The 23,199-nt window shown below is 48.7% G+C and carries 22 protein-coding genes; 6 read left to right on the top strand and 16 right to left on the bottom strand.

Annotation, left to right across the window (positions count from 1 at the left end):
* Positions 1-112: 112 nt before the first annotated feature.
* Entirely contained in the window at positions 113-751 is a 639-nt protein-coding gene (locus JSQ80_RS17215; protein ID WP_206096115.1) for a hypothetical protein, read from the top strand.
* 104 nt (positions 752-855) lie between these two features.
* On the opposite strand, the gene JSQ80_RS17210 is transcribed toward JSQ80_RS17215, so the two are convergent.
* The 5 genes from JSQ80_RS17210 to trxA all read right to left on the bottom strand — a co-directional run bounded on the left by JSQ80_RS17210 (position 856) and on the right by trxA (position 6,979).
* Complete coding sequence (locus tag JSQ80_RS17210) at positions 856-1,689, bottom strand: phosphoenolpyruvate hydrolase family protein (RefSeq protein WP_206096114.1); 834 nt, start codon at positions 1,687-1,689, stop codon at positions 856-858.
* Positions 1,690-1,709: 20 nt separating this feature from the next.
* A complete protein-coding gene (locus JSQ80_RS17205; protein ID WP_206096113.1) occupies positions 1,710-2,918 on the bottom strand; it encodes a Tm-1-like ATP-binding domain-containing protein in 1,209 nt (402 codons plus the stop codon).
* Positions 2,919-3,024: 106 nt separating this feature from the next.
* Positions 3,025-4,224 (bottom strand): phosphoenolpyruvate hydrolase family protein, encoded by a 1,200-nt coding sequence (locus tag JSQ80_RS17200; protein WP_206097643.1) that lies wholly within the window; start codon positions 4,222-4,224, stop codon positions 3,025-3,027.
* Positions 4,225-4,435: 211 nt separating this feature from the next.
* Positions 4,436-6,487 carry an excinuclease ABC subunit UvrC gene (gene uvrC, locus JSQ80_RS17195; RefSeq protein ID WP_272491140.1) on the bottom strand — a complete coding sequence of 684 codons (2,052 nt, stop codon included), beginning with the start codon at positions 6,485-6,487 and terminating at the stop codon, positions 4,436-4,438.
* 171 nt (positions 6,488-6,658) lie between these two features.
* Positions 6,659-6,979, bottom strand: a complete 321-nt coding sequence (gene trxA / locus JSQ80_RS17190; protein WP_087435972.1) for a thioredoxin — start codon at positions 6,977-6,979, stop codon at positions 6,659-6,661.
* Positions 6,980-7,227: 248 nt separating this feature from the next.
* Between trxA and JSQ80_RS17185 the strand changes: the two genes are divergently transcribed.
* Positions 7,228-7,377: a YqzM family protein gene (locus JSQ80_RS17185; RefSeq protein WP_206096112.1), complete on the top strand. Its 150-nt coding sequence runs from the start codon at positions 7,228-7,230 to the stop codon at positions 7,375-7,377.
* A gap of 140 nt (positions 7,378-7,517) precedes the next feature.
* On the opposite strand, the gene JSQ80_RS17180 is transcribed toward JSQ80_RS17185, so the two are convergent.
* The 5 genes from JSQ80_RS17180 to JSQ80_RS17160 all read right to left on the bottom strand — a co-directional run bounded on the left by JSQ80_RS17180 (position 7,518) and on the right by JSQ80_RS17160 (position 13,205).
* A complete protein-coding gene (locus JSQ80_RS17180) occupies positions 7,518-7,913 on the bottom strand; it encodes a hypothetical protein (protein WP_087435970.1) in 396 nt (131 codons plus the stop codon).
* A 94-nt stretch (positions 7,914-8,007) separates the two neighbouring features.
* Positions 8,008-8,964, bottom strand: coding sequence for a primosomal protein DnaI (gene dnaI, locus JSQ80_RS17175; protein ID WP_087435969.1), 957 nt, complete (start codon positions 8,962-8,964; stop codon positions 8,008-8,010).
* 42 nt (positions 8,965-9,006) lie between these two features.
* On the bottom strand, positions 9,007-10,524 hold the full coding sequence (locus tag JSQ80_RS17170; RefSeq protein ID WP_206096111.1) for a replication initiation and membrane attachment family protein: 1,518 nt from the start codon (positions 10,522-10,524) through the stop codon (positions 9,007-9,009).
* 161 nt (positions 10,525-10,685) lie between these two features.
* Positions 10,686-12,425 carry a ribosomal protection-like ABC-F family protein gene (gene abc-f / locus JSQ80_RS17165; RefSeq protein ID WP_206096110.1) on the bottom strand — a complete coding sequence of 580 codons (1,740 nt, stop codon included), beginning with the start codon at positions 12,423-12,425 and terminating at the stop codon, positions 10,686-10,688.
* A 486-nt stretch (positions 12,426-12,911) separates the two neighbouring features.
* Positions 12,912-13,205, bottom strand: coding sequence for a YuiB family protein (locus JSQ80_RS17160; protein WP_087436126.1), 294 nt, complete (start codon positions 13,203-13,205; stop codon positions 12,912-12,914).
* 260 nt (positions 13,206-13,465) lie between these two features.
* Between JSQ80_RS17160 and hemQ the strand changes: the two genes are divergently transcribed.
* The gene (hemQ, locus tag JSQ80_RS17155) at positions 13,466-14,218 is read left to right on the top strand and encodes a hydrogen peroxide-dependent heme synthase (protein ID WP_087435966.1); all 753 of its coding nucleotides are present in this window, start codon (positions 13,466-13,468) and stop codon (positions 14,216-14,218) included.
* A 142-nt stretch (positions 14,219-14,360) separates the two neighbouring features.
* Here the strand turns inward: hemQ and JSQ80_RS17150 are convergent, their stop codons facing one another.
* Complete coding sequence (locus JSQ80_RS17150; protein WP_206096109.1) at positions 14,361-15,527, bottom strand: 2-methylaconitate cis-trans isomerase PrpF family protein; 1,167 nt, start codon at positions 15,525-15,527, stop codon at positions 14,361-14,363.
* 140 nt (positions 15,528-15,667) lie between these two features.
* Here JSQ80_RS17150 and JSQ80_RS17145 point away from each other — a divergent pair, with 140 nt between their 5' ends.
* Positions 15,668-16,546, top strand: coding sequence for a LysR family transcriptional regulator (locus tag JSQ80_RS17145; protein ID WP_206096108.1), 879 nt, complete (start codon positions 15,668-15,670; stop codon positions 16,544-16,546).
* A 48-nt stretch (positions 16,547-16,594) separates the two neighbouring features.
* Here JSQ80_RS17145 and JSQ80_RS17140 read toward each other — a convergent pair whose 3' ends face one another.
* From JSQ80_RS17140 to JSQ80_RS17130, 3 genes are all read right to left on the bottom strand, one after another.
* Complete coding sequence (locus tag JSQ80_RS17140) at positions 16,595-18,016, bottom strand: MFS transporter (protein ID WP_206096107.1); 1,422 nt, start codon at positions 18,014-18,016, stop codon at positions 16,595-16,597.
* A gap of 220 nt (positions 18,017-18,236) precedes the next feature.
* Positions 18,237-18,479: a hypothetical protein gene (locus JSQ80_RS17135; RefSeq protein WP_087435962.1), complete on the bottom strand. Its 243-nt coding sequence runs from the start codon at positions 18,477-18,479 to the stop codon at positions 18,237-18,239.
* A 3-nt stretch (positions 18,480-18,482) separates the two neighbouring features.
* Entirely contained in the window at positions 18,483-19,679 is a 1,197-nt protein-coding gene (locus JSQ80_RS17130) for an NAD(P)/FAD-dependent oxidoreductase (protein WP_087435961.1), read from the bottom strand.
* A 525-nt stretch (positions 19,680-20,204) separates the two neighbouring features.
* Here JSQ80_RS17130 and JSQ80_RS17125 point away from each other — a divergent pair.
* Positions 20,205-21,212, top strand: a complete 1,008-nt coding sequence (locus JSQ80_RS17125) for an NAD(P)/FAD-dependent oxidoreductase (RefSeq protein WP_206096106.1) — start codon at positions 20,205-20,207, stop codon at positions 21,210-21,212.
* A gap of 370 nt (positions 21,213-21,582) precedes the next feature.
* Here JSQ80_RS17125 and sda read toward each other — a convergent pair whose 3' ends face one another.
* Positions 21,583-21,732 carry a sporulation histidine kinase inhibitor Sda gene (gene sda / locus JSQ80_RS17120; protein ID WP_087435959.1) on the bottom strand — a complete coding sequence of 50 codons (150 nt, stop codon included), beginning with the start codon at positions 21,730-21,732 and terminating at the stop codon, positions 21,583-21,585.
* Positions 21,733-22,016: 284 nt separating this feature from the next.
* Positions 22,017-22,679, bottom strand: a complete 663-nt coding sequence (locus JSQ80_RS17115; RefSeq protein ID WP_087435958.1) for a YheC/YheD family protein — start codon at positions 22,677-22,679, stop codon at positions 22,017-22,019.
* A 157-nt stretch (positions 22,680-22,836) separates the two neighbouring features.
* Between JSQ80_RS17115 and JSQ80_RS17110 the strand changes: the two genes are divergently transcribed.
* The gene (locus JSQ80_RS17110) at positions 22,837-23,094 is read left to right on the top strand and encodes a hypothetical protein (protein ID WP_240463701.1); all 258 of its coding nucleotides are present in this window, start codon (positions 22,837-22,839) and stop codon (positions 23,092-23,094) included.
* Positions 23,095-23,199: the final 105 nt, after the last annotated feature.

The raw sequence follows: 23,199 nt of genomic DNA, 5'->3' as shown, positions 1-23,199 counted from the left end.
GCACTTAAAAATACAATTACCCCCCTTATTTGAGATTCCTTGCAAAAAGTATAGCATATTATTCCAAATTATGATAGAGTTGAGACATTACATTTATTAGGAGGTATTGAATATGTTTAAAAAAATGGTATTACTATCTATTTCAACCACTCTTCTTTTTAGCATGAGCACTGTTTTTTCAAACAACAACGCTTACGCTAGCGAAGTGACAGAGAGTTTCATTCAACCAGATAAGATCGAATACATTACCAGTGAACAAGGCAGAACAATCCCTGTAATTTATATTAGCGATCCTGTTAAAGCACAAAAATACATGGAACAAAACGGCATGAGAAAAACAAATGATATACAAAATTTTGCATTCGCTTCAGATTATACATACGTTGGATATCAGGGTACATTCAATTACGACTATAAGGTTAATTATACTGAGAATAGATCTAATAAAACTTTTAAATGGGATCGTAAAATTACAAGATCTTCTACCGGTAAAACATCAATATCAGTCGGCGCTGATTTCAACAAGTTTTTTAAAGCGTCCGTCAACAAAGAATGGGGAGAGACTGTGACTTACGAAGATACCTTTAAAGTAGAAATCCCTCCTAACAAACAAGGAGAAATTTGGACATGGAATGTTGCCGAAAATTACCTTTTCAAATCAGGAAAAGCACAGTTTAGTGCAATAAGACCTACTGAAAACTTTGGCAACAGCATATTGATTACTGACTTCAGAGATCCAGTTAATGGATAAGTTTTCTTTATTCGTGGTTCAATGATATACAAGGGAAGATCACTAAAAAAGCAGCTTTGCAGGAAGATCTCCTCAAAGCTGCTTTGCTCTATCTAGCAGGGATTCTACGATTTTAATTTAACATGTTTGAATGCTTCTGCTTGCTGTCTAATACCAACCTCTGCGGCAAATCGTTCAATGCTTGAAGCGCCGAAGAATCCATCCACGCCAGTTGTGTTTTCGAAAATATATTGAGCATCTTCCGGATCCGCAATCGGACCGCCATGACAAATGACCATAATATGTGGATTTACAGATTTGCCCGCATCGGTAATGGCTTGTATGCGCTTAGCGCAATCCTCAAGCGTCAATGCGGTTTTCGCGCCAATTGTCCCTTTTGTTGTCAAGCCCATGTGCGCTACCAAAATATCCGCACCCGCTTTAGCCATTTTAATAGCTTGCTCTTCGTCAAATACATATGGGGTAGTAAGCAAATCAAGCTCGTGTGCTTTCCGAATCATATCAACCTCTAAATCATAGCCCATCCCGGTTTCTTCAAGGTTCGCTCTAAATACACCATCAATCAAGCCAACGGTCGGGAAATTTTGCACGCCTGCAAACCCTTGTTCTTTTAACTGCTTCAAGAAAACATCCATCATTCTGAAGGGGTCTGTACCGCATACGCCGGCAAGCACTGGAGTATGCTTCACAACCGGCAATACTTCCGCTCCCATGTCTACAACGATTTGGTTGGCATCCCCATAAGGCAATAATCCTGCAAGCGATCCTCGGCCAGCCATTCTATATCTTCCCGAGTTGTAAATAATAATTAAATCCACTCCGCCCGCTTCACCGCTTTTTGCAGAAATCCCCGTACCTGCTCCGGCTCCTAAAATCATTTCGCCTTTAGCTACTTGTTCTTTCAATTGGTTTATGATTTCTTGACGAGTTTGTTTCATTTTGCTTCCTCCTCAATTCTCTATTTCTGCATCAATTCAATAAGCTTTTTAGCTGCTGCTAAAGCAAAATGTTTATCATTGATGTCATAGTCCAGTTCGATGAGCTCTACGGCGTTTCGGTCAATATTATTTCTGAGCGTATCAAATAAGGCGCGATCCTCTTCTGCTCCATAGAAAGGCTGTCCTTCCACATCCAGCCCGGAAACGCCCTTTAAAGGCAGCATTAATGCGGTTGGAGAGGTCGTTTTATTTAGTTTTTCGGATATAATCTTGCCTAACTCTTTGTTTTCTTGAACCGTCGTTCTCATTAACGTCACGGTCGGGTTATGCTTGTAAAAAGTTCTGTCCTTGAATTTCTCCGGCACCGTGTCAAACGGCCCGAAGTTGACCATATCCAATGCCCCTGTCGATACAACTTGAGGCACACCAGAGCGCCCGGCTGCTTCGAGCCGATGCGGTCCTGCATTCAACACACCGCCTGCCAGTTCGTCACACCATTCTGTTGTGGTTAGATCCAACACGCCATCGAAGTAATTGGACTCAATTAATCTTTCCATCGTTTTGCCGCCAGTGCCTGTGGCATGGAACACGATCACTTCATACCCATGCTCCTCCAAGTACTCCCTGGCCTGGTTGACGCAAGGTGTTGTAAGTCCAAACATTGTAGCGGCTATCAGCGGTTTTTTTTCAACTTTATGATCGACCTCATATTTCACCATGCCTGCAATGGCAAGGGCCGCATTCGTAAAGATTTTCGTTGAAATCGAGTTTAACCCTGATACATCAACGATAGATGGATACATCATAATATCGCTAGTCCCTACATACTGCGAGACGTTCCCGGAAGCGACGGTAGATACCATAACTTTCGGCACGCCTATTGGCAGCGCTCTCATTCCTGGCGTGACAATGGATGTGCCGCCGCTGCCGCCAAACGAGATGATTCCATCAAATTTTCCTTCTGCATAAAGTCTCGGAATTAGTTTTTCCATACCTTTTGCAAGAATTTCCGTTGCTAAAGATCTGTCTTTTTTGGAGGCGATTTCACGAATATCTGCATGTGCCTCCTTGGCTACTTCCTCATTCGAAATATCCGGGACAAACATGGGCTCAAATACTCCGCTGTGGATGGTAAGCGTATTCAGCCCAAGACCTTGCAGAATATCCTTCACAAAAGAAAATTCTTTTCCTTTGGAGTCAAATGTTCCGACTATCGCAACTGTTTTCAATATAACGACCTCCTCGTAAAAGTGGGAGTATGAAGGACTACTAAGCCGGCTTACAATTCAAGTATAGAGATTTAGGTGTAATGATTCATGTAGATTTGTATGGTGTTTATGTGTTTTTGTACTGTCGTTGATACTCTCGCGGGGAAAGCCCCGTTTGTTTCTTGAACGTTTTACTAAAATGAGCGTAGTCGTTATATCCCACAAGTGCGGAAACTTCAGATAACTCGATATGATTCTGCTTCATTAACTCCGTTGCTTGATTGATTCGAAACCTCGTTACATATTCAGGAAACGTACATCCAACTTCTTTTTTGAACAAATAACTTAAATACGTCCTTGAAATATGAGCTACCAGAGCCAGTTCTGCAAAAGAAATCTCATTCATGTAATTCGCAGCTACATACTCTTTGACGAATTGAACATAATCATAGTGCTTGGTCACACCCTCAAGCATTTTATGAAGGAGCTTGTCTTGTTCAGTAAGTCCAACCTCCTTGAAATCGATAGCCGTTTTCGTAATCGCTGCTTCGGAAGGGATTCGTTCAAATGAAGAACCGCCCAAATACCCTACAGCTTTTGTATTATCATACATATACTTCACATCAGAAGGTGTATTTACCGGACCGCCGTAGATCATTTTCATGACATCGGGGTTCATTTCATCACAGGCAGCAAAAATATCTCTCGCCATTTCTGCAGCTGCTTTTAGGGATAAAACTTTTTTCGCCCCTAAAATTCCGCCCTTTGTAAATCCTAAATGGGCGCAAATGATATCCGCTCCGGCAGCAACCATATTACGCGCCTGGTCTTGGTCAAACACGAAAGCAATCGAAAACAGGCCTTTCTCATTCGCCATTCTGATCGCGTCAACTTCTCTCTCAAAGCAATTCCCCTCTTCCTTCAAAGCCTCACCAAATTGTCCGCTCATTAATCCTACGGTTGGATAGTTATTTATTCCAGAGAAGCCCTTTTCACGAATGGAATCTATATATTCTTCTAAGTTAATGGTTGGATCGGTCGCACAGAGTCCAAAGATGACCGGAACGTCTCTTACGATAGGAATAATCTCTCTGGAGCCAAATTCCATAACCAGTTCGTTGCTGTTAGCAAATGGTAGCAATCCTCCAAGCGAGCTCAATCCCATCTGTCTAAAACGACCTGAATTTAAGGCTAAAATGAAATCCGCTCCGCCCTTTACCGCATATTTTGCCGTAATGCCCGCTCCAGACGCTACGCCAATAAGATGTCCATTTGTTTTTATTTGCGATTGTAGCTTATTCCTTATTGTCTCGCGATCAAAATACACGAAAACACACCCTTTTTTTGGTTCAAAACCAGTTCCTGACGAAGTGATTTTGGGCTGACACACTTTTGTGAACATCATATCATTCTCCATATTGCCGGTCTATATTCCTAATCTTTCATTGTCTATCCATCAGAACCTTCTCCCGAATCAGAAATCCATCCAAATCAAAAAGCAGCTTTGCAGGAAGACCCGTCAAAGCTGCTTTGTTCACTTATTCACTGCTCTGTTGTTGGTACGTGTCATCGTCCGTGGCAGATTGTGCCGATTGCGCCGCCTCATCCCGCAGAGAGACCAGTATGGTCCGCGCCAGCTTCTCGCCGATCCCGACCTGACGGAAATCCTCGACCGCAGCCTCCCGTATTTTCTTCAAGGAGCCAAAATGCTTGAGCAGCATCTTCCGTCGTTTCTCGCCGATGCCTGGAATGGAATCAAGCGCAGAGGTGACCATCGATTTCGCCCTGCGTTCACGGTGGAACGTTATGGCAAAGCGGTGCACTTCTTCCTGGATGCGCTGCAGCAAATAAAATTCTTGGCTGTCGCGTCCAAGCGGCACCACCTCCGGCGGATCGCCCGCCATCAATTGCGCCGTCTTATGCTTGTTGTCCTTCACCAAGCCGCATACCGGAATGGCCAAGCCCAGCTCGTTCTCAAGCACGTCCAACGCGGCTGACATCTGTCCTCTGCCTCCGTCCACCACGATCATATCAGGCATTTCGAGCTGCTCCTTCAACACCCGTTCATATCGTCTCCGAATGACTTCACGCATCGTCTCGTAGTCGTCCGGGCCCTGAACCGTACGCACCTTATACTTGCGGTATTCCTTTTTGGCCGGCTTGCCGTCGATAAAGACAACCATCGCGGACACCGGATCCGCCCCTTGAATGTTCGAGTTGTCGAACGCTTCGATTCGGCTTGCCGAGCCAATGCCGAGCGCAGCGCCGAGACGTTCGGCTGCCCGCAGCGTCCGTTCCTCGCTGCGTTCAAGCAGCTTGAATTTCTCATCCAGCGTGACGCGGGCATTTTCCATCGCCATTGCGATCATTTGCTTCTTCAATCCCCGCTTCGGAATGTGAACCTTTACCTTCAACCATTCCTGCAAAGCTTCGGCGCCCGCTTTATTTTCCTCCGACTCTTGGGCGTCAGACGCCGACAACGGGGCTTCCGCCGGCCCCGCTTCATCCACGGACTCCTCCAGCCGGATCGCTTCGGGATCTTGAAGCAGTATTTCTCTTGGGAGCGCCGGGTTTTCGCTGTAATACTGCGTAACGAAGGACATGAAATCGTCGTACGCTTCGCCGTAAAATGGAAATTTAGTCGCATGTCGCTCAATCATTTTGCCTTGGCGGACGTATAAAATCTGAACGCACATCCAGCCTTTGTCTACGGCAAAACCGAACACGTCCCGATCCAGTTGATCAGCCGTGTTAATATTTTGCTTCTCCATTATGGCTTCAATGGACATCAATTGATCACGGAACTCTTTTGCGCGCTCGAACTGCAGCTCCTCTGCAGCTTCTTCCATTTTGCGGCGCAACTCCTTCTTGATTTCTTCATGCCCGCCTCCCAGAAACTTGGAGATCTCCTGCACCATATTCTCGTACTCGGATTCGGTCACCTCGTACTCACACGGCGCCAAGCATTGGCCAATATGGTAATACAAGCACACCCGGTCCGGCATTGTGCCGCATTTGCGCAGCGGATACAAGCGGTCAAGCAGCTTCTTCGTTTGTTGGGCGGCGAAGCCGTTCGGATAAGGTCCGAAATATTTGGCCTTGTCCTTCAACACGCGCCGAGTCACTTCAAGCCGGGGATGGCGCTCATTCGTAATTTTTATATATGGAAACGTCTTGTCGTCTTTCAGCAACACATTGTAACGCGGATGATGCTTCTTAATCAGGTTGCATTCCAATATGAGAGCTTCCATGTTGCTGGAAGTGACGATATATTCAAAGTCGCGTATTTCAGATACCAAGCGCTGCGTCTTGCCGTCATGGCTGCCGGAGAAATAGGACCGGACCCGGTTCTTCAACACCTTCGCCTTGCCGACGTAAATGATCGTGCCTTCCCGGTTCTTCATCAAATAACAACCCGGCTGATCCGGCAGCAGCGCAAGCTTGTTGTGAATGCGCTCTAACGATTGTCCCCGTTCGGCAAGCTCTTCCGGTGTCATTTCCATCTCCTCTTCCGGAGCATAGCGTTCATTCCAGCGTTCTTTCCAGCGCTCGGCACGCCAATTGGAGTGATTCATATCATCGTCGTTCATCGTCCTCCCCCCCTCTATCGTTATTTTCCTTCTCTATTGTATACGAGCTGACGCAGAAGAAAAAGCCCTCCCGAATGGGAAGGCTTGACAGCATAAGGCTGGCTAGCGCCAGTGCTTTGCAATTATGTACGGAAACCAACCGCACGGGCTGTCCTTCCGTATTGCCGTTCATTATTGATGCTTGCCAACCAAGTTCTTCAGCGCATCCTTGGAGTTTACGCCAACCACTTTATCTACAGCCTCGCCATCTTTGAATACGATGATGGTAGGGATGCTCATAACGCCAAAGCGGGATGCGGATTCTGGATTCTCATCCACGTTTACTTTTGCAATTGTCGCTTGGCCGCTGATTTCGCCGTCCAATTCGTCCAAGATAGGAGCCAACATTTTACAAGGACCGCACCAAGGCGCCCAGAAATCGACCAATACAACGCCTTGTTGACCTTCAACTTCAGTCTTGAACGTCTGGTCGGATACATTAACGATAGCCATAATAAGGTTCCTCCTTTATGGTGAAAAGCTTTGCAATCTGAGTCAACATGTAAAGTATACCACAGTTCGCTGTTTTATGTGAAATTGACCGGGATTTTTGTTTCCACTTTGTCACACGATAAGAAAGGCCCGCTCTTTACAGTCCTGCTGCAGTTCGATATACTATAAGCGGATAATTGGGTTAAAATACCTGTCTATGCTGTGACGTAAATCATGGCATTGAGACACGACAGATGGGAGGACCCGCAATGGAAGCAAGAAGCATCGACCCGCGCCAGCATGTGAATGAAGAGCCACGCAACGATTTTTCAGATTTGATTTTCGGGTTCGGCGCCATGACCGGATTTATGTTCGTCGTCTTTTTTGGTATGGTGATTGTAAAGTTCATTATCTCGTAACGCTCATTCACCGTTCCGTAAGCCCGAAGGGCGGCTTGTCTTCGCTGACATAAGCCCAACGCGAACAAAGTCCGGTCCGCTATATAGCGGCCGGACTTTTATTCGTATAGCTTGCCGATACTGCATGGCACTTTATTTCTCTACAGACGAATCCACACGTACCCGAGCCACGTATGCACTTGGCCCCACTTCTGCCCCTTCGCGTCCGTTTCTGTCCGTTCTACGTATACCGTCTGTGCTCCCAGCGACCCGATAGACTCTTGGCCGATACCACGGTAAAAGACGGTTTTTGCAGTCAGATCCAGACGGATTTCCGGCTCCTTCACAACGTCCGGTTGGTCCGTAACTGTTGGCACCTCGATGTCGGCAGTCGCTTGCTCCTCTTCCGCCGTCCCGTTAACCTCGCTCGTAACGGCTGTGCCTGCCGCATCGGAAGCTGCCGCTGTCTGAGCGGAAGCGGGCAACGCCCACGCGCCGACCATCAGCGCAGCCATCAAGCCGCAAATCATTTGCTTGCGTAAAAATTTTGAATTCACAATTATTCCTCCCTGTGCAAAAAACATACTGCCTTTACATTATACATGAGGAATGTAATTTTTTTGCAACAAAGTGAGTATGCAAATATTGTCATTACGTATCCATACTGCCCCGCTTATTCCTGCCATCCACTTGAACTACGTTTACGAACGGACGGATGCGATTCATCAACCGCTCGGCTTTGTGAATATCCTCGCCCTCGCGCGTATAGCTGAAATGCTTCAATAACGCGTCCAGATCGTAGTTTGACGTATAGAAGGTCGGCTTGCGGTTCATCCGGTAATTCAAGATGGAACCAAGAACGTGATCGCGGACCCACGGCGTGATGTTCTCCGCCCCGATATCGTCAAAAACGAGCAAATCCGTCTCCTTCATCATCTCGATCGTGTCGCGCAATCTCTGCGGCTCCTGGAACATCGATTTCAGCTCTTCCACGAACTCCGGCATATATACAATAACACCTGTACAATCGGCGCGCGCCAGTTCATATAAGACGTAGCTCATCAGAAACGTCTTGCCCGTGCCGAATGGACCGACCAAATAGAGCCCCTGCGGGTGCAAGCCTTGTTTCTTCGTATGCTCGATATATTCGATAATGGTTAAGACTGCGTCGCTGCGCTCAATATCGTTCTCCAAAATTTCCGACGCTGAATATCCCTGCTTCAACGCCGTTTCATCCACATAGAAGGAACGTACGCGATTCTGAATGGATTGCTGCCGCTCAAAGGAAATAAGCTTCTTGCACGGCACTTTGCGATCATAGACGAGCGCATGGCCGTTCACCGTCTCGGCACTCAGCTTCGTATAATGTCCGCGGAAGTCATTCGGGCAGTTCTCTAAGCCCGGACATTGCATGCAGCGCCGATATTCCGTAACGTACTGGTACAATTTATTCAAATTGATGCGAAGGCTGCGGTCATCCAGCTCGGGATATTTCGTTCGGAATTGAACGATGAGCGGGTCATTCAACAGCTCCGTCATTTTCTGTTCTGCTTGCGCTCTCCGGCTGCTAACCGGAAGCTGCTTCAATATGTCCCCGATAGATTCCATTCGCTGCACCTCCACACTCTTATATCCATGCATCTGCTCGATCTATACTCGTCCTTCATCCAACCGCCGCGCCAAGTCCCGTGCGCGCTGCAGCTCCTCGGGCGTTAACTTGGCGCCGCCGCTTCCCGTGCGCTGAACGACCGGAATCGCCGGCTTGGCCGTCTTATTGTACCGGCTGCGCGAACGCGGCGATTTCGCGGCTTCAGAACCGCCTGTCCTGGATCGGTCTCCGTCATTCACTTGAGCTTGCTGGCGAATATACATAACCGCCTGCTCGTAAGTGCCGACTTGCTTCACGAGCATGTTCGACACGATCGCCTCGACAAAATTCCGGTTCAACCGCTGTTCCGCTCCTTGAACGAGCATCGTCATCAAGTAATGAATAAGGACATTAATCACTTCGTCCGGCATCTTATAATTCAAGTCCATTTTGGTAAACATATCAAGGAATGAATCCGGCACGGCGCCCGGGAAGAATTTCTCAAGCAGTCCCGTATACGGCGTATTGCGAAGCATCATATTGTATTGGTGGACATCGCACTTATCGCGGAATTGAGGCGGAACCTCGACATAGAACTCCATCTGCACCGCCACTTCCTGTTCGTTCGCTTCCTCAGGCTGCGAGCTCTGTTCAATCCGGCTCTGTTCCCGCTCCCGCCATTCACTGCGCCGCTTATTTTGGCGGAAATGCAGGTGGGCGCGATGCTGCATCTCTTCGAGCGCAATGGAACCTTCCGCGGTGAATACCCCATCCTCATCCAACAGACGGCACGTCTCCTGGAGCGTAAGATCGAATTTGCGCACGACGTAATTGATCATGCCCATTCCTTCCTTATCATAGCGCAGTTGCTCAACGAACTTGCGGTTCAACGACTGCTTCGGGAACCGGATAATAATGTCTGCATAATTCAAGTCCTGCGCATCCGTCTTCTGGGCGAACCGGGAGGACTGCGCGGAACGGCTCGGTGCAACTTCCTGCAGCGCTTGTTCCAGCTCAAAATCAATCACTTGCGTATTTAAACGAAACAACTCGTAAAAAGGTACGGATATATCTTCCCTATGCGCATCCCATGCGGCGAGATCGAACGGCTCGCTTGTGCAGAACTGCTCCCTTAACGAAAGAACGGCATACTTCCCCACCTTATCCCGCAACAGCAGCGTCAAATGCTGCGTCTCAAAAAACTCATTGGGCGACAGAGGAGGCTGCAGCTCATACTCGTACATGCATTCGTCCATATCCGGCAGCATGACGCGCGAGGTCTGCAGCAGTCCGACCGCTTCCAGCTTCGAGGTCTGCTCTACAAAATACGTTCTTCCCTTCTCGCTCGGCTCCAATCCGAGCAGCATAAACAGACGCCGCTGCGCGTCGATGCCAGAGTACCCGGTCCGATCGGCAGCAACGTGCTGATTCAGAAGATGATACATCCCGATTGCGAATGCTCCGACCATCGGCTGATACACATGGGAAAGCATCTTCAGATCCAACTCGCTCAAGCTGAATTCCCGGTAAGTCACATACCGATGGTGTTCCGTAAAATGGTGCATATTTGACATCCGCATCGTATTCTCTCCTTGTCCTCCCGAACTGATCATGTTTTCCTATTGTATCATAAAAAGAGCCGGCCCGTCCGACAAAATCGTGGTAACTGCGGACGGTTCCGGCTCTTGAATTGGCTATCTGCACGGCAAAGAAACAGGCCATGGTACCTGATCAGATTGCGTTATAACCGGCGTCGCAGCTCCAGCAGCTCCGCATATCGCCGCTCCAGCTCTTCGGCCTTGTCATTCTTGCGCGGAGACGACAATCGGGCTAACAGATCCGCCCATTCCAGATCCAGCTTCATGCGCTCTTCCGCACACAATGACGGGGCGCTGTCCGCTGGAACGTCCCCTGTGGAAGCAGACGCCGGACTGCGTGCGCCGTCCGCATTCAGCCGCAACCTCTCGCGCAGCGCTTCGATCGTCAGCCAGTCCATTTGACCATTGTTGAACACGATGGCATGCGTGGCCGTCCGATCCATCAACGCGCGGTCATGCGTGGCAAAGATAAGCGTGCCTGGATACGCCTGCAGCACCCGCTCCAGCTCCTCGCGTGTGTCGATATCCAAATAGTTCGTCGGCTCATCCAATAACAGCACGTTCGCTTCGCTCATGAACATTTTGGCCAGCTGTGTCTTTACCTTCTCGCCGCCGCTCAATTGCCATACCGGCTTTAAGGCGTCGTCCCGGCGCAGCCGAAGCCGGGCCAGCACCGTGCGCACAGAGGTTTGATCATATGCGCTCGACTTCAGGACATTATCAAGCACGCTCTCTTGCAAGTTCAAAGCATACAGCTTCTGATCAAAATAGGCGATGCGGGCGCTTGGCGCGTAACGGATTACCCCGGCTTCCGTCTCCGTTTGCGGCTCCGTTCCGTGCCCGCGGGCTTCGTACGCTTCCATCAAGCGGCGAAGCAGCGTGGTCTTGCCCGCTCCATTCGGCCCGACAAGCGCTACGCGCATTTGCGGCCGTACGCGAAAGGCCCCGTCCCGCACCAATTCACGCTCCTCAACGCGAAGCTGAAGCTGCTGCGCTTCAACCGCGCTTTTGCTGCGCAGCGGAGCATGGCAATTCGCATCGAACAGCACCGGCGCAAGCTCGAACGGCTGCTCGACGACCTTCAGCTGCTCCAACCGTTTCTCCATCGCTTTGACCGTCTTCTCGACCTTCGATTGTTTGCGGTTAAAATGCGGACGGGCCGAGCGAATCTCTTTGCTTGTCAGTCCTTTCTTGGACCTGGGCTTTCCGACTTTCCGGGCGTGTGCCTTCTTCTCCGCAATCGCCTCTTGAAGCCGCTGCCGCTCCGCCACATAATTCTCGTAAGCGCGCTGCCGCTCGGTCCGCAGCCGCTCCTTCTCTCTGCGGTAATCCTCATAGCCGCCGCTATACATATGAACCGCTCCATTTTCCATTTCCCATATTCGCGTAGCGACCCGGTTCAGAAGCGTCCGATCGTGGGAAATGAAGAGCAGCGTCCCGTTCCGCGTATAGTCGATGAGGCGTTCCTCCAGCCACTCCAAGCCCTCGACATCCAGATGGCTTGTCGGCTCGTCAAGCAGCAACAGCTCCGCTCCGCCATTCATCGCTTCGTTCAGGCGGCGCTTCGTCTGTTCGCCGCCGCTGAGCGTCGCTTCTTCCGCCTCTTCTTCCCGCACGTCGTCGAGCTGCGGCACGAAGGAAGACGATACATTGCTTTTCACATAGCCTGCGTCCGGCTCGATCATCCCGGCCATTATTCGCAGGAGCGTAGTCTTTCCGACTCCGTTTGCTCCAATTAGCCCGATACGCTCCCCCGCATAAATGCGCAGCGGGTCCTGCAATTGGAACAAGCGGCGATCGCCGACATAGGCGGCAAGCTGGCAGGCCTCCATTACAAGACGGCCGGATACCTCCAGCGTCTTCGTTGCATAGCTTTCATTCATAAAAAAACCTCCCTGGTTGACCCAGAGAGGATAGCGTTCACGGCAGCAAGCTTGCAGAAACAGCACAATAGAGGCGTGGAAACACCTCATTGCCGGACGCCGAAGCGAGCATCTTCCGCTGACGCGCAGGATGCCGATAGGCAGCTCGGTCCCTATCCATCGTCCATGAATGAATAATGGGGCGCCGGCGGCTTCAAGTCCCCCTGAAGGTGTGCCATTCGTCTTCTCAATGGTTCTGCATGCTTATATAACGGCCGATACAACCTGCTAAATGGGCAGATCTATCCTCTCTGAACGTACATTTTGAATTTCATAATGCTGTCAAAATGATTCGCTGCAGTTCGGATTAATTGTCCATCGCGTTGTGTACCTTGCCCTTTCATTCAGATTCGCATTGCACCTGATTGATGCAATCATGTTCATTTTATGCGATCGCAATCCTCTTTGTCAAAATGCATCTGCTTCCGCTTGCGCTCACTCTGTTATTCAGAACATCTGATATCCGCTCTTACGCAAGAAATGAATCGTCTTCCCGCTAATATACGCTCCGGCCAACCCGGCCGCCGCCGTTAAATAATCAACCACTCCGAAGCTCGCGATATTTCCGAAAAAGGTATAATCCTGCTTCCACAACATAATAACGGTAGCCGGCAGCACAATCACAATATAGAAGCCGATCGGAAACCATGTCGTCTTCATCAGCATATTGAGAATGAAACCGATACCGAACATCATGACAAAGAAGAGCACCATCAAAATGATGACCATAATCCAGCCCATCATGTCTGCAATCATCCCCCTGTACCCATCTGCAAATCTATTTTTTCATCACTTCATTATCCATAATTCGCTAATTCCCTGAATAGTCTTAGTGTACTTGCACACTTGTGAAAAATCAACGAACATTCAGTGACATTTGTCACGCCAAAGTTGCTCATATGATAACAAATAAGCTACAATGGCTTTGAGTATGGCTAATAATTCCGGTTGTGATTACAATCTTTTTTAAACACACACTTCAAATAACGGAGGATAACGACATGAATGAAGCGGCATTAACGCTAGACGGTTGGTATGCGCTCCACGATTTCCGCACGATCAACTGGACGCAGTGGAAGAAGGCTGACGATGAAGAGCGCGCTCATGCGCTTGAAGAATTGCAGGCGCTGTGGTCCAATTGGACTCAGACAGAGAACGACAAAAAAGGCAGCACGGCCGTATACAGCATCGTCGGCCAAAAAGCCGACTTCGTCATTTTCCATCTGCGTGAAACGTTGGAAGAACTGGTCGAGTTGGAAAATGAATTGAACAAAACGTCCTTTGCCCAGTACACGACCCCTGCCTATTCTTATGTTAGCATTGTCGAACTGAGCAATTACTTGGCGAAGCCGGGATCCACGGAAGATCCGATGGACAATCCGGAAGTCATCGCCCGGCTTAAGCCGATTTTGCCGAAGAGCAGGCACATTTGCTTCTACCCGATGAACAAGAAGCGGGATTTAACGGATAATTGGTACATGCTGTCGATGGAGGATCGCCGCGCGATGATGCGCAGCCACGGCATGATTGGCCGCAGCTACGCGGGCAAAGTGAAGCAGATCATTTCCGGCTCCGTAGGCTTGGACGATTGGGAATGGGGCGTAACCCTCTTCAGCGATGATGCGCTGCAGTTCAAAAAGCTGATCTATGAAATGCGCTTCGATGAAGTCAGCGCGCGTTACGGTGAATTCGGATCCTTCTACGTCGGGAATCTGCTCACACCGGACAAGCTGAACGACATGATGAAATTGTAGCTCTTTTTCGTACCGCACGGCGCGGCGAGAGCAGAGACCGGGAAGCCCGCAAGGGCGGCCCGGTTTTTTTGCGCCATTTTCCGTTCTCTCGTCCGGCATGCCCATCAGACATCCAGCCATGCAGCCATCGCAAAAAGGCCGCTCAGCAATGAGCTTCCAGCACCGACGCCGGAATATATGCATCTCCTTCCATTAATCTTCTGGCGGTTCTGCCGCAAGCCGCACGGGTCACATGCCAATCCGTTTCTCTCCTTGCGACGGCAGCCTCCGCATACATCGTGCCTGAGGGATGTCCTATGCGCACAGCGGAGCCTGAGGACAATGTCAATCGATTGGGAATCGTCCCCGGTATTTGGCAAGCGGCTGCCAATGCCATAGCTCCGCCGACGGCGTGCGCTTTGTGCAGCGCCCCCATGGAGATATAGCGCGAAAAAATATCGATGTCCTCCGATCGAACCGTTTGATTCGCCACCGTGACATAATCGGCCGGCTGCGCAAGAATGACGATTTTGGGGAGTGAATGCGTCGCCGGTCCGACCTGTTCTTCCGGCTGGATCAGTCCAGACAGAATTCCGCCCTCGACGCGAATCTGCTCCAAAGTATCCAACAGCTCCGCATTGCTGTTAATGGCTGACTGAAGCTCCGTACCTATTACACCCACATCTTGCGCTCTTACAAATACAATGGTATTGACGCAGTCAACTATACTGATCTCAAAACGTCTGCCATCTTTAATTTGCACCGTATCGACGGTATTGCCTGACGGCAGCGTCCTTTTCGTAAATGTGCCGCCCGAATCGAGAAAGTCCAGCATGATTTTGGATGATACGCCGGGAACGCCGGCAATCGAAAAATTGCCTTCATATTTAATTGCGCCATTCTCTACCGGAATTTCGGCGATAATGATTTTATCGATGTTGGTATTGTTAATGCGCACTTCCGTTATCGGCTCAATTAACGGTACATAACCTTCCTCCGCAGCATAAAGTCCGACCGCCGCTGTCAAATTTCCGCAAGTTACTTTATAATCAATCACATTTTTTTCGAGACTGACTTGACCGAAGGTGTAATCGATGTGCGCATCCGGTGTTGTAGGGGGCCCGATGAGCGCAAGCTTGCTTGTGAGGCTGGTCCCCCCGCCCAACCCATCGATCTGGCTGCTGTCCGGGCTTCCAAACATGCGCAAAATGATTTGATCCCGCAGCACGGTATCTGACGGGAGGTCGCACTTGCGCAGGATGAGCCCTTTGCTTGTCCCCCCTCGCATCATCACAGCTGGTATTTTTGCCACTTGTCCGAATCCATACATTGACATTCACTCCTTGTCTGTAACCACAGTGAATAATTGACTTTTTAGTTTCAGTGTATTACTGTATTTGGAATAAATAAAATATTTATCTTTTATAGTTTCCCATAATTTTTTTCAATATCTAAAGAGAGGGCTATAAGATGGAGGATAAAGATTGGATCATCCTGGAGACTCTGCACAACGAACAGAACATTACCAAGGCGGCGGAGCGGCTCTACATTTCTCAACCTGCATTAACTTATCGGGTACAGCAGTTGGAAAAAGAATTCGGGATAAAAATTGTAAACCGTGGAAGAAGAGGAATTCAATTTACGGCTCAGGGCGAGCATCTGGTCAAATACGCGAAAGAAATGCGGCTGCAATTGCGGCAAACCAAAGAATACCTGAGAAATATGGATAACAAGGTTACGGGGATCCTTCGGTTGGGGGTAGCCAGCAATATTGCGACTTATATCCTTCCTGCCATTCTGAAACGATTTCTTGAACAGTATCCAGACGTGGAAGTGAGGGTCATGACGGACTGGAGCTCGGATCTCGTTCCCTCCGTGTATAGCCAACATGTGCATATTGGAATGATTCGGGGAGATTATGATTGGCCGGACGATAAACACTTAATGATGGAAGAGAACATATGCATCGTCTCCAAACACGAAATTCATCTTCAAGACCTGCCCAACCTGCCAAGAATCAACTATAAAACAGAGCCTTCCCTGCAAAATACGATAGATCTGTGGTGGAAAGAACGGTATTCGCTGCCCCCTAACGTAGCCATGGAAGTCGACAAAATGGAGACGGGAAAAGAAATGGTGTTGAACGGACTCGGATATGCCATATTGCCGACCATCGTGCTCGGCGGTCAAGAGGATTTGTACAAAATTAATTTGACTTCCAAGCATGGTGAGCCATTAAAGCGGAAATCGTGGATGATCTATAGGAAGGAGTCGCTTTATTTAAATCTAATTAAGGAATTTGTGGATTTCATCAAACATATTGACTTGGAAACGCCAAGAAGAAGATAAAGTGACAAGCGCGCAGGCTCTCCTTATATCTTCTTCTTGCGTTCTTGCTCAATCGTTCTTAGCAATCGCGGGTATCGGTTGGGTTAACTCTAACGGCCTGCCGCTATCCTCGTCGTTCTCTAATTCATCCAAGCTGCGCCTGTTCGTGTTGGGACCAAAGCTCAATGCGACAGCCGACCCGATCCAGCAGAGGGAAATTAAGGCGAATACGCTGAAGCTTCCAAACTCAAGCAGCATAAAGCTGATGAGCATCGGGCCAAGCACATTGGAGAATCTCCCCAATCCGTACGTAAGTCCATAACCTGATCCGCGAATATGTGTAGGATACAATTCAGACGTATATGTGTATAAATTGGAGGAATACGTTCTCTCGATCATGTTCACTAAAAATCCGAACGCGATAAGGAACACCGGATTTACAGTCATGCCATACAAAAACACGGCAATGGCTATAAAGAGCGATGAGGCAATCAAATTCCACTTCCGTTCGTAGCGGTCGGAGATAAGAGCTCCCAGCAATGCGCCGAGCGGAGCCCCAATCGTAATAAGAGTGCTGTACAGCAGCGATTTATCGAGCACAATCCCGTTCTGCACGAGCAGCGTGGGAACCCAAGACCCGAAGCCGTAAAAGCCCAGCGTTTGAAAAATCCAGGCGAAGGTCAAAATTGCCGTTCTGCCGCGATATTTCCCTTTGAACAACTCGCTGTAGGCCTTTGTTTTCATCTCGGTTTTCGGTCTTATCGCAGTGTCCGCGATTGGGGGCAGTTGTCCTTTTTCGCGGCGCACCTCTTCCTCGACCCGCTGAATGATTTCCTCGGCTTTTTTACTCTCCCCCCGAGATAAATACCAGCGTGGTATTTCATGGATATTGCGCAGAAACCAAAGTCCGAGTATCCCCATACCGCCCCATACGAAAACATATCTCCACCCGTGGGGTCCTAGAGAAATGAAGCAAGTCGAAATCCATCCGGTCACCGGAATGCCCAATAATCCGATAACAAGCGCGATACCCTGGAATTTGCCGCGGGAAGCGGAGGGAAAAAACTCGCTGATATAGGTGCTCGAATTGATTAGCGCTGCCGATACTCCCACACCTGTAAAAAAACGGAGTATTCCGAGGATGACAGGATTCCATGCCAGAGCCGTACTCATAGAAAATATCGAAAAAAATAACGTCATGATGATGATGGCCCGTTTTCTTCCGAATTTATCCGCGAACCATCCGCCAAATACCGAACCAATGAACATCCCGAGAAAGGAACTCGATGTAATCCAACCAATCTCAGTGACGGACATCCCCCATTCTTTTTTCAATACAGGAGCTACGAAAGAGAACGTATTCAAATCCGCATACTCAAAAAAATAAATAATCGCAAGCGCCATTAACGTCTTTCGATGAATCGAACCAATCGGCAGGCGATCCAATCGGCCAGATATATTGATATCGCTTTCATTTGGCGTGATACGCAAAAGCTTCCACCTCCGAATTGTATTTCCTACCTGATTTCTAATCGAACAATGATGGTTTGAGCTCGTGTATCAGCTGATTGGTACACTATAGCACGAATTATGATATAGAAAAAATAAATGTTTTAAATCATTATTAATAATTATTTTTTATTTCAAATTTCCTTTACAATAAAAAAAACCGTCGCCGCAATAAGCTGCGGCGACGGCTTGACCGTCTTGATTAATCCTCTTCATCATCTAAGGAAGCTAAATATTCCGCCGTCATGCGATCCCGCATGCGGCCTTTTTCCTTCAACCGTTCGATCGCCGGCTGAATGAGCAGATCGACTTCTGTTTGCACCGTATAGGCCAGATCGTGCCGATTCTGCTGCTCCAAATAGCCGCCCACATCCATCAGGGCATTGTAGCGATCCAATTCGCCGCGCGTCAATAGCCCTCGTACCTGCACGCTGCAGTGGCGCATGACTTAGAAGAATTTCCCTTTGCGAAGCGCGAGCGAGACGCCTCCGATGATGAACAGCCAACGGATGTCGATCACTTTCTTAAGCTGGGCTGCCCAGAAGCCTTTCAGCTTCTTCTTGCCGACCACGCCGATCGCTTCGCCTTTGCCCAAGGAAGCTACCGTACCTTTGTTGTGGTATTCGAACTTTTTCAACGGTTGGTTGCGAATCGAAGCCACGATGTTGCTTGCGCACACCGGACCTTGCTGCATCGCCATTTGCGCCGTCGGCGGGAACGGACGCTCGTTCTCCGGATTAATCATCAGCGAGTTATCGCCGATAATAAAGATATTGTCATGTCCCGGAGCGCGCAAATGCTCATCAACCTTGACACGCCCGCGCATCGCTTCAAAGCCTGCTTGTTCAATCAGACGGTTGCCGCGGATACCGCCGGTCCATACGACCGTAGCCGCTTTGATTTCTTCGCCTGTCGCAAGCATAACGCCTTCTGGAGTGCACTCTTTAATCGCAGTGGCAAGCTTGAAGTCTACGCCTTTCTTCTTCAACACATCCATGCCGTACTCTACCAATTCCGGATCGAATCCTGGAAGGGCGGTCGGCGCCGCTTCGACATTGTAAATGTTGACCAGCTGCGGATCCACATCGAACTGCTTGCACAGCAGCGGAATACGGTCGGATAGTTCGCCTACGAATTCAATTCCCGTAAAGCCCGCGCCGCCAACGACGAAGTTCAGACGATCCTTGCGGGATTCGTCTTGCTTGTAAAGGGCGAATTGATGCTCGATATGCTCACGGATTACGCGAACGGAGTTGATGCTGCGAATGCTGAACGCATACTCGCCAAGCCCTGGAATACCGAACGTCTCCGGCTCTCCGCCAAGGCCGATAACCAGATAGTCAAACGACAGCGTTCCGTCTTCAAGAATGACCTTCTTGTCTTGAATTCGGATTTCTTTAACGGTCGATTTGACGAAATCAATTTTGAACTCATCGATTAGCTTCGAGATGGACACTCTAGCGTTGTCGTAAGAGTCCGTTCCGGCAGCCGGCATATGCAAATGAGTCGTAAAGTAATGATAGTCATGCTTGTTGACTAACGTTACGTCCGCTTCATTATAGTTCAATTCTTTTTGCAAACGTTGCGCTGCCATGATGCCACCGTAACCTGCGCCCAGAATTACGATTTTAGGTATGTTGCTCATCGTATATGCTCCTTCCAATCGGGTAACTCATTTTGTGTCGGTACTTATCCTCTCGGTTAAGTAACTAGTTAGTTCCTCATACTCCGTTTATCCCCATCAATCATTGCGCAGTTGTGAAAAACTCCACAAAAAAAAGTATAGCTTGCCTATATCTCTCTATGTGATGTTATACAAATCATCAACCAAACACAACGTTATTATGAACGATTTACCTTAAAACAACCCGCTTACGCTAAGATAAAGCGTGTATGGTCACCCATTTGTCCAACATCGACAAATTCTCGACAATTTGTATACAATTCACATGCAATGATATCGAGTTTCCAGCTAAATTACAAGCACCTTTTTAGCCACTCCCCATAATGTAAGCGGTTTAACTTAAATTTTTTTCTAGCTTGCACATTCTGGGAATTTTTCGAAAAGGATAGTTTCCTTCTTGCTCCACTAGGTTTATAATGATAGATGTGCCTAATTACACAATGACCATAATCACATGGTCGACATCGCCATTGGAGGTGCTCTGTTTTGAATTCTCAACTTGCATCGCAACAAGATGTAGTAGATATTTTAATTATCGGGGGCGGCCCTGCCGGAATGTTTGCCGCATTTTACGGCGGCATGCGCCAAGCTTCCGTTCGACTAATCGAAAGCATGCCGCAGCTTGGCGGACAACTGGCTGCGCTTTACCCGGAGAAATACATTTACGACGTTGCCGGTTTCCCCAAAGTAACGGCGCAAGAGCTCGTAAATCAATTAAAACAGCAGATGGACCATTTCCATCCCGATGTGCGCTTGGAAGAGAAGGTGCTGCGGGTAGAGAAACGTGACGAGCGACTGTTCGAAGTAACTACAGATAAAGAAGTGCATCAAGCGAAGGCGGTCATTATTACAGCCGGAGTGGGCGCTTTCGAGCCTCGCCGCTTGGATTTGCCGAATGCGGGGCAGTACGAGAAGTCGAATCTTCATTATTTTGTCAGCGACCTGCAGCAATTCAAAGGCCAGCGCGTACTCATCAGCGGCGGCGGCGACTCTGCGGTAGACTGGGCGCTTATGCTTGAACCGATTGCGGAGCAAGTGACGCTCATTCACCGTCGCGACAAATTCCGTGCGCACGAGCACAGCGTAGAGCAATTGATGAACTCCAAGGTTCAAATCTTGACACCAAAAGAGATTACGCACCTTCACGGCGAGGCCGGCCGTATCGAACGCGTTACGATTGCGGATACGAAGACGAAAGAATCGCTTGACATCGATATCGATGCCGTCATTGTTAACTTTGGTTTCGTATCATCCCTTGGCCCGATCTCTGAGTGGGGCCTTACGATTGAGGGCGGATCCATTGTAGTCGATTCCCGTATGGAAACGAATATTACAGGCATCTTCGCAGCCGGTGACGTGACGACCTATCCCGGCAAGCTGAAGCTTATCGCCGTAGGTTTCGGTGAAGCGCCGACGGCAATCAATAACGCGAAAGTGTACATTGATCCGACAGCGAAGCTGTCTCCGGGACACAGCAGCAACATGAAGATGTAACAAAGGATGCAGACGAGCATTCCAATTTCATGATAGAACGAAAGAAAGGGTATCCTACTCCTACATCTTTATTTAATGGAGGCGGATACCCTTGTTTCATGTTTGTCCACTATGCAACGGCATAATCAGTCCTGCGTTTCAATGTTCGAACTGTTTGAACCCAGCCATCGACAGGGGCAAACTGGAAGATTATTTGGGACCTTACGCTCCCTATCAACCGGATGACCGATCCGATGCTCAATTCACATTGCAGGCAGACGGTTCTACAAACGACACATGCTTGCATATCGTGTACTGTGAGCATTGCCATACCATGATGCATATCAATGGAATGGCTTGGGAGTAAAGTCACGGCAAAGCTCCGGCCATTCTATCTGCGTACCGGCTTCTGGAAGAGGGTCGGATGAAGGCGGCGTCTTCGAATTTCCTTAAGCAGCAAAGCGATGAATTCATCGTCCAATTGGAGCTGGATTGCTTGCTCATAGGAATCCATAAGCAGCTCGTCGGAAAGCAAAGCCATCTCAATCACAACCTTTCCTAAATGTTTCCTGTCCGTTCTCATCATAGCACGGGTGCAAAAAATAGAACAAGCGTTTCCATTATCCACAGGCGACTGTGGAAAAATTGTGGTTAAATTGTTGATAACCGTCGAAAATCGTTTTATACCAATGGGGATGATGTGGATATGCTTATGCACACCCTTTTTTGGCGTGTCTATAATAAAAATCTTTAATCAATTAGCCTAGCACAACAAATGGAATCTATCATATAGTAATAGCAAACTAGATTTGCCTGACAACACCGCTATTGTGGACGCGTATTCACTTCAAATATCCAAATTCGGCCCGAGCGATCGATGCCGTAATCAAACCCGAGCTGTCCGATTCCCGGATACTTGCCTTCCAAAATACTTGTGCACAACCGGGTCAACTGCCGCATTTCGCTTTTTTTCGAGCGCACTTGACGTCCGGATAGCGAACGCCCGATGCCCTGGGCCGCAGTAAGCATCGAGCCGCCTTTGCACAAGTTCGTCACAAATAGCCCCTTCCGCGCCACTCTTCCTACCATGGAGCGAAATACCCATTGTCCGTTCGTCTTGACAACTTTGACGCGATAATCGATAGGGCGGCCGCCGACTGCCGCCAACTGAATGCCGCGTTGAATCAAATACGTTCGCTTTCTCTTTACGGAAGCTAACGAGCGCATCAAGGCGTCAAAGTCGTTAAAAGACTTGGTACGCGACATGTATGTGTGCCGGTAGGTCGCTCCTTCCTTTGTCACTTTAATGACACCCGCCCCGCCGCCGCCCACGACCGGCTTGATGACGACAAAGCCGTACTGATTCAGCATTTGGTGCAGGTTGGATGAATTATATATGCGTGTCGCCGGAATATGGGCGGCCGCGCGGGCATCCGACAATAGCGCCTCGGTCTTCAGCCACTTGCTGGCCAGTTGTCTGCTTTCCATGCGCACATCCCCTTTCGTCATTATACTTATACATACTCACAGGACTTTCGCTATTCTTGTATGATTGTCCACGGCTTCAGCCTTATTTCAATAGACTAGAGTAGAATGAGAAGCTTTGATGCTTGTCTTTTCCAAGTTTCGGATGGTATCGTATAAGATGAATGAAGAAATGATGAGTTACGCATTTATGAAGATGGGAGCGACCGTCATGACTACCGCAGCTGTATTTCAAGTATTATATTGGATAGCCATCGTATCCATGTCCGTTGTGTTAGTGCTCGTGAATGTGGGGATATTGGCGATCGGATTTCAATTTTGGAAGAAGCAGAAACGAGTTTTGGGGATAGGTTGCTGGCTCTTCTCCTTATTTTGCTTCTATCTTATCTCCATCATGATTAATAAGACGTTTATGTAGCTACGTCCCGAAATCCTTGGTATCCGCTTGTGGATAGCAAGGATTTCATTCGTTATAACCGCAGTTGGCGGCGGATATCATAAGATTGTATTCTCCAGGAGGTTG

It is taken from the genome of Paenibacillus apiarius, from assembly GCF_017052585.1.
Taxonomy (GTDB): Bacteria; Bacillota; Bacilli; order Paenibacillales; family Paenibacillaceae; genus Paenibacillus_B; species Paenibacillus_B apiarius.
Note: the sequence above shows the minus strand (reverse complement) of the source record. Positions and strands in the feature narration are given on the sequence as shown.

Excerpts from the sequence above, each read along its gene's own strand:
- JSQ80_RS17215 (WP_206096115.1), top strand. The coding sequence starts at position 113 with ATGTTTAAAAAAATGGTATTACTATCTATTTCAACCACTCTTCTTTTT.
- JSQ80_RS17210 (WP_206096114.1), bottom strand. The coding sequence starts at position 1,689 with ATGAAACAAACTCGTCAAGAAATCATAAACCAATTGAAAGAACAAGTA.
- uvrC (WP_272491140.1), bottom strand. The coding sequence starts at position 6,487 with ATGAACGACGATGATATGAATCACTCCAATTGGCGTGCCGAGCGCTGG.
- trxA (WP_087435972.1), bottom strand. The coding sequence starts at position 6,979 with ATGGCTATCGTTAATGTATCCGACCAGACGTTCAAGACTGAAGTTGAA.
- JSQ80_RS17185 (WP_206096112.1), top strand. The coding sequence starts at position 7,228 with ATGGAAGCAAGAAGCATCGACCCGCGCCAGCATGTGAATGAAGAGCCA.
- dnaI (WP_087435969.1), bottom strand. The coding sequence starts at position 8,964 with ATGGAATCTATCGGGGACATATTGAAGCAGCTTCCGGTTAGCAGCCGG.
- JSQ80_RS17170 (WP_206096111.1), bottom strand. The coding sequence starts at position 10,524 with ATGCGGATGTCAAATATGCACCATTTTACGGAACACCATCGGTATGTG.
- abc-f (WP_206096110.1), bottom strand. The coding sequence starts at position 12,425 with ATGAATGAAAGCTATGCAACGAAGACGCTGGAGGTATCCGGCCGTCTT.
- JSQ80_RS17160 (WP_087436126.1), bottom strand. The coding sequence starts at position 13,205 with ATGGGCTGGATTATGGTCATCATTTTGATGGTGCTCTTCTTTGTCATG.
- hemQ (WP_087435966.1), top strand. The coding sequence starts at position 13,466 with ATGAATGAAGCGGCATTAACGCTAGACGGTTGGTATGCGCTCCACGAT.
- JSQ80_RS17150 (WP_206096109.1), bottom strand. The coding sequence starts at position 15,527 with ATGTATGGATTCGGACAAGTGGCAAAAATACCAGCTGTGATGATGCGA.
- JSQ80_RS17145 (WP_206096108.1), top strand. The coding sequence starts at position 15,668 with ATGGAGGATAAAGATTGGATCATCCTGGAGACTCTGCACAACGAACAG.
- JSQ80_RS17135 (WP_087435962.1), bottom strand. The coding sequence starts at position 18,479 with ATGCGCCACTGCAGCGTGCAGGTACGAGGGCTATTGACGCGCGGCGAA.
- JSQ80_RS17130 (WP_087435961.1), bottom strand. The coding sequence starts at position 19,679 with ATGAGCAACATACCTAAAATCGTAATTCTGGGCGCAGGTTACGGTGGC.
- sda (WP_087435959.1), bottom strand. The coding sequence starts at position 21,732 with ATGGCTTTGCTTTCCGACGAGCTGCTTATGGATTCCTATGAGCAAGCA.
- JSQ80_RS17115 (WP_087435958.1), bottom strand. The coding sequence starts at position 22,679 with ATGGAAAGCAGACAACTGGCCAGCAAGTGGCTGAAGACCGAGGCGCTA.
- JSQ80_RS17110 (WP_240463701.1), top strand. The coding sequence starts at position 22,837 with ATGAATGAAGAAATGATGAGTTACGCATTTATGAAGATGGGAGCGACC.